Raw genomic sequence first — 14,764 nt, 5'->3', positions numbered from 1 at the left:
CCATCTACCAGCATGCGCCGCATCCTTTTCGCCTTCGCTTTCCTCGCCGCCTGCCGCCCCGAGCCCCATCGGCCCTCCGCCGCCCCGCTCGCCGCGCCCTCGGCCACCGCCGCGCACGCGCCGCCGCCCGCCGCCGGCGCCCGTGAGCCCGTGAGCACCACGCTGGCCCTCGGCCGCGCCTTCTCCTGCCTCCTCACCACGCGTGGTCAGGTTCGCTGCTGGGGCACGAACGACTCCGGCCAGCGCGGCGGCGACGGGCTCGGCGGCGTGCTGGCCCTCGCCGCCGGCCCCGATCACGCCTGCGCCGTGCAGCAGGACGTCATCCGGTGCTGGGGGAAAAACGATCACGGGCAGCTCGGCGACGGTAGCCGCATCGAACGCCCGAGCCCCGTCCTCGTGCGCGAAATGGGCCGCGCCGGCGAGCACATCCAGCACGAAAAGACCCAGCCGGTGCTCACGCGTGACAGCTCGTGCTTCTTCTGGTCCGAGGAGTATTCCGGCTCCTTCGCGGCGTGCACCGGCGCGCACCTCGACACGGACATCTTCGGCCTCACCGGCCGCGGCCCCGCGCCGCCGTGCCCGTCGGGGACGCTCTGCTCCAAGGTCTACGCCGCGAGCGGCGCTGCCTTCGAGTCGGGGCTGTGCACGCTGAGCGACGTCAACGGCGTGCCACGCGTCGCCTGCCCGTTCGGGCCGCCGAGCCTCGCGCCGCGGCAGCCCGAACGCGATTTCGGATCGCAGGACGACGGCAAGACGGTGGGCGTGCTCGTGGTGGGGCGCGACTTCGCGTGCGGGCTCGGGGCGGGCGGCGTGCTCTGCTGGGGGAGCAACACGCGTGGCCAGCTCGGCCGGAGGGAGCCCGCCGGCACGAGGGATCCGCTGCCGGTCGAAGGGATGGCGGGCGCGGCGGCGCTCTGCGCGGGGGCGGAGCACGCGTGCGCGCAAAAGGCCGATGGCCGCGTGCTTTGCTGGGGTGACGGGCGCCGCGGGCAGCTCGGGACGGGCGATCCCGTGGCCGCAGGGACGGTGGTGGAGGTGCCCGCCGCGGCGGGCGCGAAGGCAATCGGTTGCGGCGAGGCGCACACCTGCGCGGCATTCGCGGATGGGCGCGTGGTGTGCTGGGGCGCGGACGAAGCGGGTCAGTCGAGCGGCAGCGGGAAGGGGCTCATCGCGGCGCCGAGCGTGGTGACGATTTCGCGGTGACGCGGGGCGCGGCACGAGCAGCCCCCCGCGATCGACACGCCCCGGGTCCACTTGACGCGGCTCGGCTGCGCGGCGAAGGAATGACGCGCTCTGGCAAGCGCGCGCTAAATGGGCGCCGAGCCCGCGCAGAAGCACGATCGGAAGAGAGGATCTCATTCATGTTTGGCTCGAACGTTGGGCGTTTCCAGGCGGCGATCACGAGCTTGGGCTCGATGGGAGCGTTGATGCTCGCGTGCTCCGGCGCCCCCGAGGGGCAGCGAAGAGGCTCCGTCGTGCCGACCCCGGAAGCGGCCGTCGTCCATGCCCAGACCCAGGCCGCGAGCGCCGGACCCCCCGACCGCCACACGCAGGTGGACGCGATTTTCGCGCCCTGGACCGGCAAGACCACGCCCGGCTGCGCCGTGGGGATTTCGCGCGACGGCACGCTCGACTACGCGCGCGGCTATGGCATGGCGAACCTGGAGTACGACGCCGCCATCACGCCGGAATCGATCTTCCACGTCGCATCCATCTCCAAACAGTTCACCGCCTTCTCGATCCGGCTGCTGGAACAGGAGGGCAAGCTGTCCCTCTCCGACGACATCCGGACATACCTGCCGGAGATGCCCGATTACGGCAAGAAGATCAGCATCGCGGACCTGATCCATCACACGAGCGGCCTGCGGGAACAGGGGCAGCTCTTGAACCTGGCCGGTTGGCGCGGCGATGACCTGTCCACCGAGGCGGATATGCTGTGGGCCCTGACGAAGCAGCGCGGGCTGAACTACGAGCCGGGAACGGAGCCGCTCTACAACAACGCCGGCTACACGCTGCTTTCGGTGATCGTCAAACGCGTGTCGGGCCAGTCGCTGCGGGCATTCGCCGACGCGCGGATTTTCAAGCCGCTCGGCATGACGGACACCCACTTCCATGACGACCATACCGAAATCGTCCCGCGGCGCACGTCGGCGTACCGTCCGCGCGCGGGCGGCGGATGGAGCGTGAGCATTCCGGTGTACGACCACTACGGCTCGACCAGCCTCTTCACCACGGTCGGCGACCTGCTGAAATGGGAAGAGAACTTCGTCCACGCGCGCGTCGGCGGGCGGGCGCTGGTGACGGCGATGCAGACATCAGGCACGCTGAAGAGCGGCGTGGCGACCGGTTATGGCAGCGGCCTGTGGCTCGAGACATATCGCGGCCTGCGGACGGTGGGGCATAGCGGTATGGACGCCGGCTACCGCGCGGATGTCATCACCTTCCCGGACCAGCGGTTGGCCATCGTGGCGTTATGCAACGGCGCGACGATCGCGCCCGACGAGCTCACGCGGAAGGTGGCCGACGTGTATCTGGGCGATCGCATGGACGCCGCGCCGCCGCCCGCGGTGAAGGTGCCGGAGGCGGAGCTTTCGGCGCTGGCCGGTGTCTACTGGAGCCCGTTTTCGGATGAGGTGGTGCGGCTGGAGGTGAAAGACGGCGCGCTGCGCAGCATCGACGCGCCGTCGCCGCTCGTGCCGCTCGGCGACGGCGTGTTTCGCATGGGCGACACGGCGAAATGGCAGTTCTCCGCGCCCGCTGCCGATGCGCCGCGCGAACTGCGCATTACGGATGGTTGGCCGACGCCGAGAATCTTCACGCGCGTGACGGCCGCCGTGCCGGCCGCCTCGACGCTGGCGGCATTCGAGGGGTCGTATCGAATCGACGAGGTCGACATGACCTACACGTTGCGCATGACGGACGGCAAACTGAAGCTGCGCTGGCCGAGGCAGAAGGAGGCCACGCTCGAAGCCATCGGCGGCGATCGCTTCGTCAGCGATATGCTGGGGACCGTGACATTCACGCGGACGGCGTCCGGCGAGGTGGATGGATTGACGATCAGCAATCGCCGTCTGCGCCGCCTGCGCGCGAGACGGCTCCCGGCGGCGGAGGCGCCGGCGGCGCGAGCGGACAAAGCACCAAAGCCTACGTCTTTGGTGAAGCCATGACGCGCTCTTCGACCCGAGCGCGGCGGCACCTTGATCCTGCGGGGCAGGGTGTATGGTTCGTGCGGCTGCCGTCCCGTCATGCGGTCCAGACGAGGCTGGCGAGGCGTTACGAGAGTGCTACCAGCGTGGCCGAATGAAATGTTTTCCTGTACCCGTGCTGGGAGTTTTCCTCGTCGCGTGTGGCGGTTCGGAGCCGAGCCCCATGGCCGCCCCGGCTCCCGCGCCCACCTCGGCCTCGACAAGCATGCCCACCGAGGAGGCGCGCCCGGCGTCGGAGAGCCCCGAGCCTGTCGCCGCGTGCACGATGACGAAGAGCCTGTCCGAGTCCTGTGCTCCGTGCGTCAAGTCTCGTTGCTGTTCTCCGCCTGTGGCTTTCACCCCCGGCGCGGCCCAAGCGCTCGGGTGCCGCATGGGATGCCGCAAGCCGCTTCCCGCCGGGATGCCCACGCTTGGAGACAGCGACCGTGCTGCGATGATCAAGACCTGCCTCGCCAGGTGCGACGAGCTCTTCGAGCCCTCCGACGAGGCCACTCGACTCGACGGTTGCATTGCCGAGCGCTGCAATCCCGAATGCCTCGCCGGTAAGTGAGGCGCGGGGCTCCCGCTCGATGACGTCGCGTGTCCGCGCGGAGCCCCGAACCGACGCAGCGTGACCAGCTTCCTGGAGAAGTGAGCATTCGCGCCTTCAATTGCCGCGGTGGAGGCGTTCGATGATCGCCTCCGCCCGCGCGAGCGCATCGCCGTAGGCGTTCGTCGGAAGAGCGCCGTCGATCTTCCAACGCGGGTTGCGGCCGCGAGCGCGGTCGACCTGCTTTTTCACTCCACGACCGCCGGCCGAGGCCGCGTCGCACATCGCATTCCAGTGCTGAAGGCTCTCGGCCATGAAGGAGAAGCCCTCTTCGTGCGAGTAGTAGAGGACGACGGCGTCGTCGTCCGGCGCCTCGAGGAAGACGAGCACGCCGACGTAGTCGCCATCCGATCCGGCGATGGGGAAGAATGGCGCGTCGAATCGGGAGCCGACGAGCTCGTCCCAGTCGGGATCGGCGCTCAGCCAATCGAAGTTCGACATGTCGAGCGACGTGTTGCCCTTGGGCGTCAGCGCTTCCCCGTATTTGGCGAAGAAGTCCTCGGAACGTCCGCCCTGGGGGTTCTGCAGCGCGGCCGCGAGCGACGGAGAGACCGCGGCGACCGCATCGAGCGGTCGTGGCAGCACGCTCAATGCGTCGCGCTTCGCGGATTCACGCGCCTCGTTGGCCGCGCGTTCCTGGCGTACGAGCTCGGGCTCGGGGATTTCGATCAGGTGCTCGAGTCGGTAGTAGAGCTGTGCCTGCTCTTTCGCATCGCCGATCTCGCCGAAGTGATCGAACCATTCGCGAAGCGCGTCGCGCGCCTCCTCGACGAGCGCGCTCGGATCTTCGAACGCGTCGGGCGTCGTCTTCATACCGAACAAGATCGTCCGGCCCCCGTTGAAGAAGCTGCGTAACGCGAGCAGGTCGTCGATGGCGGTGATCGTTCGCGACGGCGGGCGAGCCTCTTCGATCATCCGCATCGCCCAGCTCTGCATTTTCTCTTTTGAGATGGCCACGCGGAGACTGTTTCACCCGAACGGCGATCGTGCACGCGCGATGTTCGAAATTCGTCACCCAGCGCAAAGGGAGCGCGAGCGCCTGCGCGGTCGTGAGGGCCCTTCGACGACGGGTCACGTCCTCCGATGGCGGCGCCGGATTCCAAGGAGCGCGAGCCCGAGAAGGGAGAGGGCGGCATGAGAGCTCTCACCCGACGTCGTTCCCGCCGCGCGACAGTCGCATCCGCTCTCCTCGACAGGACTGCCGCCTCCGCCGCTTCCACCTTCACCACTGCCCGCACCACCATTGGCGCCGCTTCCGCCGCTCCCACCGCTCCCGCCGCTTCCGCCGGAACCGCCGCTTCCGCCGCTTCCGCCGGCTCCGTCGACGCAGACACCGGCAGCGCACTTGCCATCGGTGCACGGGGTGCCATCGGGCGCGCTCGTATCGGCGGGGCACTCATCCGCGGCCCCGTCGCAGCTCTCGGCGACGTCGCATTCACCGGCCGAGGCTCGGCATTCCATGCCTGCGGGGACCTTTGCATCCTCGGGGCACGAGATGGCTGCTCCGTCGCAGGTCTCGGCCGCATCGCAGATTCCGGCCGAAGCGCGGCATTCCGTGCCGGCGACGGCGATTGCATCTGCGGGGCATTCGCTGGAGGCTCCGTCGCAGGTCTCGGCCACGTCGCAGGCGCCGGCCGAAACGCGGCATTCCGTGCCGGCCGCCGTCGGACCGCAGGTCCCATTCGCAGTGGCTCCCACTGCCGCACTGCAGGCCTGGCAATCGGTGGTCGTGCCCCCACCACAGGCGGTGTCACAACATACGCCGTCCACGCAGAAGCCGCTCGCGCACGCATCTGCCTGCGTGCAGGACGAGCCATTGGTCAATGCGAGGGTGAACACGTAGGCCGAGCCCGACTCGGTCCCCTTGTCGTCGTCCAATGCCGCCCCCACGAGCGCGGTGTCCGCCGACAGCGCCGTCGAGACGCCGAAATAATCGCCCGATGCCGTGTCACTCCCGAACAGCTTCGACTGCTGGGTCCAAACGCCGCCTGAGGCCCTGAAAAGATAGGCCGCGCCGGCGATGAACCCCTTTTCTTTCTGGAGGCGCGCCCCCACGAGCGCCGTGTCCCCCGACAGCGCCACCGAGTAGCCGAACTGATCTCCGCTCGCTCCATCACTCGCCACGAGCTTCGCCTGCGGGGTCCATACGCCGCCATTGCTCGTGAAAACATGGACCGAACCCTTGTCGTCGTCGTAGTGCGCCGCCACGAGCGCGGTGCTCCCAGACAACGCCACGGAAAAGCCGAACGCATCGTTTGCAGCCCCATCCGCCGCCACGAGCTTCGACTGCTGGGTCCAGGCGCCGCCGTTGTTCGTGAAAACATACGCCGAGCCGGAGTTTGACCCCATGTCGTCGTCGTAAGCCGCCCCCACGAGCGCGGTGTCGCCGGACAGCGCCACCGAAGACCCCAGGCCGTCGCCCGCCGCGCCGTCGCTCGCCAAGAGCTTCGCGGCCTGGGTCCAGGTCCCTGCGCTGCGCACGAACACATAGGCCGCGCCCGCGCCGTACAAGGCACCATTGTAGTCGCCGACCGATCCGACGAGCGCGGTGTCCCCCGAGAGCGCCACCGAATGGCCGAACAAGTTCCCTTTGAACCCATCCCCAGCGGCCGGCACGAGCAGCGCCTGCTCGGTCCAAACGCCGCCGCTGCGCACGAACACATAGGCGAAGCCATACCACGCTGCAAGGCTATTGCCGTTGAAGTAACCAGATGCTCCCACGAGCGCGGTGTCCCCCGAAAGCGCGACCGCGCCTCCGAAGTAGTTATCCGGAAGCCCACTGCTGCCCATGAGCTTCGCTTGCTCGGTCCAGACACCGCCATTGCGCACGAACACATAGGCCTTGCCCGGGACGTTGGTGAGAGAGGGCTGCGCCGGCGCTCCCACGATCGCGGTGTCTCCCGATATCGCCACCGAAGTGCCGAAGGTGTCTCTCTCCACGCCGTCGCTCGCCATGAGCTTCGCCTGCTGGGTCGCCACGAGCGGATCGATTTCCACCGGATACGTCGCCCCAGCGTCGTCGACGTGCAGCGCGAGCTTCCCTGCCGTGACGCTCATCCACGCGTCGAGCCGCTTGCCCGTCGCGTCCTTCGCGTACAGGTCCGTATACGTCGCCGCCGCCGCGCCCTGGGCGTCTATGAATGCAACGGCCTCCCCCTTCCCATCCCCGTCCTCGTCCACGACGAGCGGCACCAGGCTGCCGCCGATCGCGAGCGTCAGCACCTTGGTCCCCTCACAAGAAGGCGCCTGATCCACGGTGAATCCCTGCTCGAGCCCAAGAGGCCCGTGGACGTACCACTCCTCGACGATGCCGCGCCGGATATCGACCCGGTTCTGCGATATCTCGACAGCGCCCGCCGGGAGGCCGAGCACCGAATCTCCTTCACATCCGATGGCCGTCGTCGAGAGCCATGACTCCCAGCTCTCCGCGTCCCCCACGAGCCGCAGGGCTTCACCGTCGATCGTCGCCTGAAACCCTTGCGAAGGGTGGACGAACCGCGCCGCACCGGACCCCACGCGCTCGGCGCGGTAGATCTCGCCCGCGCCGGCTTGGACGGCCTCGATGTACGCGGCCCGCAGCTCCGGCGTCATCGCGGTGGGGCCCGTCGACATCGAGCGTGCGCCGCGAGGCGTTGCGTCCTGAGACGGCGCGTCGCCGGTTTGCTCGGGTATCGTGCCGCCCCCGCACCCGGCGGTGCTGAAGGACAATCCACCCAGGAACAAAATGACCCAGTTTGCTCGTGCTCCGCTGCGATGCGACATGCTTTCTCCTGATGCGCGAGGGGGGCGAGTTGTACAGTACGCGACGGCGCAGAGCCAATCGCACCCGCATCCGCTTCCGGGACGCGCATTCACCCTCGTATTGACGAGCTCACGTCCGGGGGGCGAACATAGTTCGACGCACCACGGAACCGCGGCTCACAGGGCGTCGGGGGTGCCCATGACGCGGCGTTCGAGGGCGACGAGGCCGATGCCCCAGACGAGGTAGAGCGCGACCGCGGTAAAGAACTGCCAGGCCGCGACGCGGAAGTGGCGCTGCACCAGCGTCACGAAGCCGATGACGGGCGGGGCGACGACGAGCGGCAGGAAGATGCCGTAATAGAAGCCGTAGACGCGGCGGTTGCGCGGGCGGTCGACGGGGAGGCGCTCGACGGTCTGGATCGTGGCGGTCTGCCAGGTGAGGACGAAGGGCAGGCCGCGCTGCTTCTCGGGGCCGAGGAAGCGCAGGCGCTCGCGACGGACCGGCGCGACCGGCAGGAAGGCGACGGTCAGCCACAGGGTCATGGTCAGGCCGTCGCCGGGGCCGCGGTGGTGCGGGTCGAGGTAGCGCAGGCCGAAGCCGTTGAAGCTGACGGCGCTCGCGAAGAGGCCGGGGTTGGCGAGGGCGAAGCGCTCGAGCAAGCCGCGGGTCTCGGTGGTCTCGCTGCGCTGCGGGCGGCTCCGGCGCCAGGCTTGGAAGAGGCGGAGCGCGCCGAAGGACGAGAGGGGGATGAGCACGGCCAGGCCGATGCTCGTCGGCAGTGCGGTATCGTCGACGACCAGCCTGCCGGCCGCGTACTCGACGGCGAGGCCGACGGCGGCGAAGCACAGCGGGAAGGTGACGAAGAGGGCGATGACGAGGCTCGTGAAGAGGCGCCACATGGGCGCACGGTACACTCGAAACTCGCGTCAGCGCGTGAAGTCGCCGCAGTACGTCACCGCGCCCGCGGATGGCTCGAGCCCTCCAAGCTTTGCCGCACAGGAGTGTCGCATACGTGATTGTAATGAGTTTTGCGTCTTGTCGATGGAGCATCGTTCTCCTACCCGCACTCGTCGCTTGCGAGGCACCGCCGAAGCCTCGCTCTCCCCCACTCGTGCGCGGCAATTTTCGAGATCACGGCGCGCTCGATATCGCGCTCGACGGTGCGTTCCTCTGTGGTGTATGGCCGGGCGGAGAAGCCTATTGCACGACAACCTATCGAACGGAAATGTATCGACCCGTTCCCTGGCTCGCGACTGCCGCACAATTTGCTTTGGGTGGTCAGCAGGCGTCGTTTGCCGCATGCATTCGATTGGCAACGGGTGTGGTTCGTTGTAGCAAATCTGTCGAGCGCACAGCGGAAGAATCGGAGCTTTCCGATGTATCAGGGTTGCAAAACGACATCGTAGACCTTGGTGTCGGCACAACGCACGCATGCGCCGTACGTGCCAACGGCACAGTCCGTTGCTGGGGAAAAAATGATCATGGTCAACTAGGCGACAGCACCGCGGTTTCATCGGACCAACCGGTCACCGTCAAGGAGCTAAACGATGCCGTCGATGTTTCCGTCTATGGGGAATCAACTTGCGCGCGCCGAAAATCTGGTACCGTGGTATGCTGGGGCAAGAACGAAAATGGGCAACTCGGCGATGGAACGCATGACGGTCGACATGTGCCCGTGATGGTGAAAGGAGTCTCTGGTGCGCGAGAGGTCGGGGTTGGCGGGACAATGGGCTGTGCGGTGACCGAAACCGGAATGGTGCAGTGCTGGGGCGATGGCAGACCGACTCTTCTGGGAAAAACGCTCGATACAGAACCGGTACCATCCATCGAAAATCCGACATCGCTCGCAATAGGACGGAATCACGGCTGTGCTCGTCTTGCAAATGGAACAGTACGATGCTGGGGGGACAATCGCCATGGTCAGCTCGGCGATGGCACCCGTGTCGAAAGACGGATGATTCCATCCTCCGTGCATGGACTTGCAGATACAATCAGCATCGTTGCCTCTGAGAGCAGCACATGTGCGCGACTCGTATCTGGTGCCATTCGATGCTGGGGGAGTGGGGATGGATCACGCGCGCGCCAAGGCCCATGGTATCTTTTTGGAGCGCCAGTACGTGTCGAACTCGAACGGACGGCACAGATTGCGCTCGGCGCGTACCACACATGTGCGCGCACAATACAAGGCCATGTGTATTGCTGGGGTGACAATACCTATGGTGAACTTGGTAATGACAGGCAAGCCATTCAACCGCGCCCCGTCGAGGTCCAGGGGCTGACCGATGTCGTGCAAATCACTGCTAGCAATACGCGGACATGTGCTCGCAGAAGCGACGACACATTATGGTGTTGGGGCGGGGGTGTTGGCCCAATCGACACGAATCGCGCGCCCCTCCGCCCCCGACCAGAGAAGCTCTTTGACGACGTCGTCGACGTCGCACTGGCCGGCGTGAAAAGGTACTTCCCACGTGTGGACACCTGTGTTCGTCGCAAGAATGGTACTGTTTGGTGCTGGCGAGATGATCCAATGAAGGCCGAAGAGAAGCGCACAGCGCCAGCGATCATTCCGGGCATTTTTAACGCGAAGCAGCTCGCCATTGGAGGTAAATACTCGTGCGCACTCTTGGCGACAGGAGAGGTCCGGTGTTGGGGACAGCATCTAGAAGACCTACTCGCTGTTGGGGCAATGATACCGGTTGATGCCACGGTGATCGTACGTGATCTCCCTCCCGTTGGCCATATTGCCAATTGCGGTTTTCATACCTGCGGTGTCGCGAAAAAGGATGAGAAAGTGTATTGCTGGGGTGGCTTGTCGTCATCGTCCGAATTGAAGCAGCATGTGGAGTTCATCCGAGCCCAGACGCTTGAAGTTGTGGAGAACAATCGTCCACTCCATCTCCAGCCGGATGCCTATTGGGCATGCGTGCTTCTTCATCGAGGCTGGGAATCGTGCAGCGAAATGCTGGAAGGCCACGGCGTCTATCTTCTCGAGGGCATGATGCTGAATGCGTTGCCCAAGACTTATTCGGATTTGCCGGGCATTCATCAGTTGGTACTAGGGGCGCAACACGGGTGCGTTCTTCGAAACGAAGGTACGGTCCTGTGCAAGGGATTCAATCAATTCGGGCAGCTCGGCAATGGTGACATCCATGGGGAATGGGTGCCGGAGTAAGCTTGATGGTGGATCGATGGCAGGTGAAACAGGAATGCCAACTCAACGGCGTTGCGGGCCATGTGCTCCAACGTAGCCGCCGAGCATCAGCGCAAATCCCGCGCCGCCGCGCACCTTCTGGTCGACGCCGAGGCTCACGAGCCGGCGCTCGCCGGCCAGCAGCAGGGCGAGGCGCGTCGCCGAGATACGTCACCGCGCCCGCGGGCAATCTCTCCAGCCCGGTGATCACGCCCGGCGGCAGGCCGCTCTTAGCCGCGCGGCGCCGTCACGAGCTTCGTGCCGCAGAACGGGCAGAACGCGATCGCGGGGCCATACATCCGCTGATACCCCCCCATGCCGGCCGAGCCCTGCTCGAGATCGGCGAGCCAGAAGCCCGTTGCATCTTCGCGCACGAATCCGTAGTTGCGTGCGTCGACAAAGGCTTTGCACGAGCATCCCGTCACGTTTTTCGTCACCGTCTCACCTCTCAGCTCGGCCATATCACGACGAGGACGCCGTCGTCGACGGCGGTTTGAATGGCCCGCGCTGGCGCCGCGAGCACGCACCCGTCTTGCGAGCCGGTCGAAAGCTCGACGAAGCGGAGGTCCGACCCGCGCGCCTCGCACAGCGTGTTCAGGAGCCCCAGCACCGGCTCCACCGCGATCCAATCCGTGGTGTCGCCGGCGACGATCTCGTAGGTGCAATCCGGCAAGAACGCGCGCAGCCTGTACGCGTCGCGCAATTGATCGGGGTCGTTCACCGGCCGATACGCGTCGTCGTCGTCGTCGTCGTCCTCGTCGGACACGTCGTCATCGAAGAACTCATGGTGTGGCACCTCTTCGAAGAGGACGTCGTCGAGCACCGGCGACACGAGTCGCGCCAGGCGAGTGAGCACGTCGTCGTAGTGATTCGGGTACGCGTCGGTCTCCTTCGCGAAGAGGGCCGTACGCGACCCGAGAACGTTTTCGATCGTGACCGCGCGAAGCTCCCCGTCGGTGATCTCGGGGAGAAGCCCGATGTCGTGGGCGTAACGCGCAAGCGCGCCGGGCTCCGGAAACTTCACGAGCGGCGCGACCAGCGGGGCCATCCTGGGGTCCTCGACCATTTCGGCGATGGCGACCGCGTACGCGCGATCGAGCTCCGCGAGCTGCTCGAGTGCATGAAAGCGGACGTCGTATTGCTCGGTCTCGTCCGTGACCGCGACCGTGAGAGCGGCGAGCACGTCCCCGCGAAGCTCGGGGTGAGCCGCGAGCACCTCACGCGCGCCATCCCTCAGCTCACGCACCGCGCGGAACGGATTCGCGAGCAGCGCGCGCCGCGCATCGTCGGGCGCCGGCTCGGAGGGCGCGGTGCGTGCGCCTTGCCGCGCACCCCACCGCGAAGAATCCGCGCCGGCATCGCTGCCTTCCGCTGCAGGCACACGCGAGAGGGCGCGCGTCACGTCATCGAGGACCGCCACGTCCCCCCGACGCAGACGATACGCGACGAGCCCCCGCGGCGCGTGCTGCGACGAGTAGTGATCAATCGCGGGGCCCTCGCTGGCCAGCGGGAGATCGAGACGCGGCGAGCGGCCGGGGATGGGCGAAACGGCCGCAAACAAGAAGGGTTCGCCGTCGGTGCACTCGAGCGGAGTGCGTGGCGTCTCGTTGGTTGAATCCATCGGTCCTCTCGGCGGCTCGCTCACGAACGACTCGTTCCGCGCACCAGGCGCGGGAGTTCCATTCCGCACGAAACTACGAGCATTTGTGGCGTATGTAACGAGATTCGCTTCTCACGTCAACAGCCTCCAGGAGAACCACGCGCGCCAGTCGGTGGTGGACTGGCGACATGCCGTGATGCAGGATGAGCCGATGTCACGGGGCAAACTTGGTGACTTCGCCGATGATCCGGACAGCATCTTCGTCGACGTTCCACCGAACCCCGCGTGGATCACGCTGGCCGATGTGCTGATCGCCGGCGGCGCGGCCGTCGGAACCTTCTTCGCGGCGAAGCACTTCGGGGCAAGCGGAATCCTCGCCACGGTGCTGGCCGCTCTGGCGGCTCCCCTGGCGGGCTTCAAGCTCTCGTTTTTCGCCCGGCACCGCAGGATTCCGCGGCTCACCGCCGAGGAGTTCGACGCGACGCGCCGCGCAGGCTCGTTGGCGCTCGCGGAGTTCCGCCGAGCCTACCCGCACACGCAGGTCCACTGGTCGTTGATCGCCTCGTCGTCCGAGGGAAACGTCATCGGTTGCATTGGAAAGCGCGAAGGGGCTGAACGCATCGACCCCGCCATCGTCGGCGTCTATCTCGTCGCCGCCGACGGGGCGATCCGCGAGGTCGCCCATCCACTCGGCAGCTACTCGCAGCGCATCGAGCGATCCGAGTGCGTGAATGCCCACGCTTGAATGCGCGGGACCGCGGCGAGGGGTCACCTTCGAGGTCCGCGCGGAGCCCCGAACCGACCTCCGAGAACGGTTCCATCACCCCTGACTCGGCGTAACCCGCGCCATCCGCGTCCTCTTGACGACGGATCCGCGTACCACCTCGCCCACCCCCGTCGTGACACCGACGGCTCGCTCCTTCGACGCTGGTGCCTCGAAGGGAGCGACCGATGCGAAATCATCAGCGAGCGGCGGCAATTCGTGCGGAAATCGAGCTGGGCGGGAGGGCGTACTCCGCTGCTCATTCATCGATATGGTCAAATAGCCCCTGGCCTTCACTCGCGTAGTGCTCGGAGCACAGCTACGATCACGTCGTCTAGCGTACCCTCACAGAGTTTTCGATTGTCAGCGCTTCTCGCTTCATAGCGACCGTTATCGAGTCCCTCCGCAGCAATATATGGCAACATGTCGAACGGATAGGACACCTTTCGGCTGAACCGCAGGAAGTTCAGGCTCTGAAACGGGTAGAACCGGCGCAGTTCCGGTTCCTTGGCAGCGCGTTCAGCGACCGCGCGAACGCGACCATGTGCCCGCTCCAAAAGGAATTCCCATTGCCTTGCGATCACGTCGTCGTTGGTTCCCATGTCATTGTCCCCCGAATTCTTGTATATTCGTCATGCGCGGGGGTGAAACCGGCGGCTTGTTTTCCCTAAGAGGGTGTTCGTCAGGATTTCCGAGCTTCCTTGCGCGACTCGTCGGAAGTCGTCAGGCGTCGGAGCATCAATGAGGTCATTGCGTAAAGGACATCGGCGCGGCTGATTCGAGGGTACGCTCGTATTCCTTGTTGAGCAGGCGCCATTTGCAGAGCCATCCGTTCGTTCGCTCCACGACCCACCTCCTTGGCAATACGACAAGTCCGCGTAGGTCATCCGTGCGCTTGACGATCTCGATGGTCAGTCCCGTGTCTGCACGAACCTTGTCGATCACGCTCCCATGATACGCGCCATCGGCCCATATGTGCTTGAGCGTCGGATACTCCCGATGAGCTTCCCGTAACAGGGGAACGGCCCCATCACGATCTTGCGTCGATGCCGGTGTGATCTGCACGCCGAGGAGCATCCCCATGACGTCGACGAGGAGATGACGCTTTCGTCCGCTCACCTTTTTTTTTCGCGTCGAAGCCCGTTGGGCCGCCGACGTCTGTTGCTTTGACGCTCTGGCTATCAACGATAGCCGCGGTCGGCTCTGGCTCTCGGCCGGCTTTCACACGCACCATGCGGCGGAGACGGTCGTGGATGTCATCCAGTACGCCGTCTTTCGTCCACCGCTGGTACCATTGATAGACAGAAGAAAGCGGTGGGAAATCATGTGGGAGCTGTCTCCACGAACAGCCGGTCCGCGTGCGGTACCGAATGGCGTTCATGATCTCCCTCGGGTGGTACTTCGGCTCCTGGAGATTCCGGATCCAGATCGGAGTCGGAAGCAGCTCGGCGATGAGATCCCATTCGGCATCCGTCAGGTCGGAAGGATAACCCTGGCGGAAAGGTCGCTCGTCGATGCTCATGTACGCAGGTTTGGCACGACCAGTCTAGAACTCATCTCATAAACCGTCGAGTAGGTCCATCGGCTCCAACATCCCACTTTGTAGGATCAATCGAACGAGGCTCGGTCCAGTCGTCGGTACATTTTTGATTGCTGACGACATATGCAGGTGTG

At 65.7% G+C, this 14,764-nt stretch carries 13 protein-coding genes; 5 read left to right on the top strand and 8 right to left on the bottom strand.

Features of this window, described 5'->3' with window-relative positions; translation table 11 throughout:
* The first annotated feature begins 12 nt into the window (after window positions 1-12).
* The 3 genes from QHF84_RS09035 (at window position 13) to QHF84_RS09025 (ending at window position 3,756) form a co-directional block, all read left to right on the top strand.
* On the top strand, window positions 13-1,203 hold the full coding sequence (locus tag QHF84_RS09035; RefSeq protein ID WP_281312803.1) for an RCC1 domain-containing protein: 1,191 nt from the start codon (window positions 13-15) through the stop codon (window positions 1,201-1,203).
* A 158-nt stretch (window positions 1,204-1,361) separates the two neighbouring features.
* A complete protein-coding gene (locus QHF84_RS09030; protein ID WP_281312802.1) occupies window positions 1,362-3,167 on the top strand; it encodes a serine hydrolase domain-containing protein in 1,806 nt (601 codons plus the stop codon).
* 439 nt (window positions 3,168-3,606) lie between these two features.
* The gene (locus QHF84_RS09025) at window positions 3,607-3,756 is read left to right on the top strand and encodes a hypothetical protein (RefSeq protein WP_281312801.1); all 150 of its coding nucleotides are present in this window, start codon (window positions 3,607-3,609) and stop codon (window positions 3,754-3,756) included.
* A 96-nt stretch (window positions 3,757-3,852) separates the two neighbouring features.
* Here QHF84_RS09025 and QHF84_RS09020 read toward each other — a convergent pair whose 3' ends face one another.
* From QHF84_RS09020 to QHF84_RS09010, 3 genes are all read right to left on the bottom strand, one after another.
* A complete protein-coding gene (locus tag QHF84_RS09020; RefSeq protein WP_281312800.1) occupies window positions 3,853-4,752 on the bottom strand; it encodes a hypothetical protein in 900 nt (299 codons plus the stop codon).
* Window positions 4,753-4,866: 114 nt separating this feature from the next.
* Window positions 4,867-7,407: an MYXO-CTERM sorting domain-containing protein gene (locus QHF84_RS09015; protein WP_281312799.1), complete on the bottom strand. Its 2,541-nt coding sequence runs from the start codon at window positions 7,405-7,407 to the stop codon at window positions 4,867-4,869.
* Between the two features lie 306 nt (window positions 7,408-7,713).
* Window positions 7,714-8,436 carry a hypothetical protein gene (locus QHF84_RS09010; RefSeq protein ID WP_281312798.1) on the bottom strand — a complete coding sequence of 241 codons (723 nt, stop codon included), beginning with the start codon at window positions 8,434-8,436 and terminating at the stop codon, window positions 7,714-7,716.
* Between the two features lie 326 nt (window positions 8,437-8,762).
* Here QHF84_RS09010 and QHF84_RS09005 point away from each other — a divergent pair, with 326 nt between their 5' ends.
* Window positions 8,763-10,709, top strand: a complete 1,947-nt coding sequence (locus QHF84_RS09005) for an RCC1 domain-containing protein (RefSeq protein WP_281312797.1) — start codon at window positions 8,763-8,765, stop codon at window positions 10,707-10,709.
* A 248-nt stretch (window positions 10,710-10,957) separates the two neighbouring features.
* Here QHF84_RS09005 and QHF84_RS09000 read toward each other — a convergent pair whose 3' ends face one another.
* Window positions 10,958-11,164 (bottom strand): hypothetical protein, encoded by a 207-nt coding sequence (locus QHF84_RS09000; protein WP_281312796.1) that lies wholly within the window; start codon window positions 11,162-11,164, stop codon window positions 10,958-10,960.
* Between the two features lie 11 nt (window positions 11,165-11,175).
* On the bottom strand, window positions 11,176-12,348 hold the full coding sequence (locus QHF84_RS08995; RefSeq protein ID WP_281312795.1) for a hypothetical protein: 1,173 nt from the start codon (window positions 12,346-12,348) through the stop codon (window positions 11,176-11,178).
* Between the two features lie 172 nt (window positions 12,349-12,520).
* Between QHF84_RS08995 and QHF84_RS08990 the strand changes: the two genes are divergently transcribed.
* Window positions 12,521-13,072 carry a hypothetical protein gene (locus QHF84_RS08990; RefSeq protein ID WP_281312794.1) on the top strand — a complete coding sequence of 184 codons (552 nt, stop codon included), beginning with the start codon at window positions 12,521-12,523 and terminating at the stop codon, window positions 13,070-13,072.
* Between the two features lie 311 nt (window positions 13,073-13,383).
* On the opposite strand, the gene QHF84_RS08985 is transcribed toward QHF84_RS08990, so the two are convergent.
* The 3 genes from QHF84_RS08985 to QHF84_RS08975 all read right to left on the bottom strand — a co-directional run bounded on the left by QHF84_RS08985 (window position 13,384) and on the right by QHF84_RS08975 (window position 14,612).
* Entirely contained in the window at window positions 13,384-13,692 is a 309-nt protein-coding gene (locus tag QHF84_RS08985; protein WP_281312793.1) for a DUF6193 family natural product biosynthesis protein, read from the bottom strand.
* A gap of 145 nt (window positions 13,693-13,837) precedes the next feature.
* Window positions 13,838-14,209, bottom strand: a complete 372-nt coding sequence (locus QHF84_RS08980; RefSeq protein ID WP_281312792.1) for a transposase — start codon at window positions 14,207-14,209, stop codon at window positions 13,838-13,840.
* Window positions 14,121-14,612: a transposase gene (locus QHF84_RS08975; protein WP_281312791.1), complete on the bottom strand. Its 492-nt coding sequence runs from the start codon at window positions 14,610-14,612 to the stop codon at window positions 14,121-14,123. Before QHF84_RS08975 ends, QHF84_RS08980 begins: the two co-directional genes overlap by 89 nt.
* Between the last annotated feature and the right edge of the window lie 152 nt (window positions 14,613-14,764).

Source organism: Polyangium sp. y55x31, from assembly GCF_029946505.1.
Taxonomy (GTDB): Bacteria; Myxococcota_A; Polyangia; order Polyangiales; family Polyangiaceae; genus Polyangium.
The sequence above is the reverse complement of the archived record's forward strand: the minus strand, read 5'-3'. Positions and strand labels throughout refer to the sequence as shown.

Bases quoted from the DNA above. Each gene is read 5' to 3' on its own strand.
- QHF84_RS09035 (WP_281312803.1), top strand. From the start codon at position 13: ATGCGCCGCATCCTTTTCGCCTTCGCTTTCCTCGCCGCCTGCCGCCCC.
- QHF84_RS09015 (WP_281312799.1), bottom strand. From the start codon at position 7,407: ATGTCGACGGGCCCCACCGCGATGACGCCGGAGCTGCGGGCCGCGTAC.
- QHF84_RS08975 (WP_281312791.1), bottom strand. From the start codon at position 14,612: ATGAGCATCGACGAGCGACCTTTCCGCCAGGGTTATCCTTCCGACCTG.
- QHF84_RS09005 (WP_281312797.1), top strand. From the start codon at position 8,763: ATGTATCGACCCGTTCCCTGGCTCGCGACTGCCGCACAATTTGCTTTG.
- QHF84_RS08995 (WP_281312795.1), bottom strand. From the start codon at position 12,348: ATGGATTCAACCAACGAGACGCCACGCACTCCGCTCGAGTGCACCGAC.
- QHF84_RS08985 (WP_281312793.1), bottom strand. From the start codon at position 13,692: ATGGGAACCAACGACGACGTGATCGCAAGGCAATGGGAATTCCTTTTG.
- QHF84_RS09030 (WP_281312802.1), top strand. From the start codon at position 1,362: ATGTTTGGCTCGAACGTTGGGCGTTTCCAGGCGGCGATCACGAGCTTG.
- QHF84_RS09010 (WP_281312798.1), bottom strand. From the start codon at position 8,436: ATGTGGCGCCTCTTCACGAGCCTCGTCATCGCCCTCTTCGTCACCTTC.
- QHF84_RS09025 (WP_281312801.1), top strand. From the start codon at position 3,607: ATGCCCACGCTTGGAGACAGCGACCGTGCTGCGATGATCAAGACCTGC.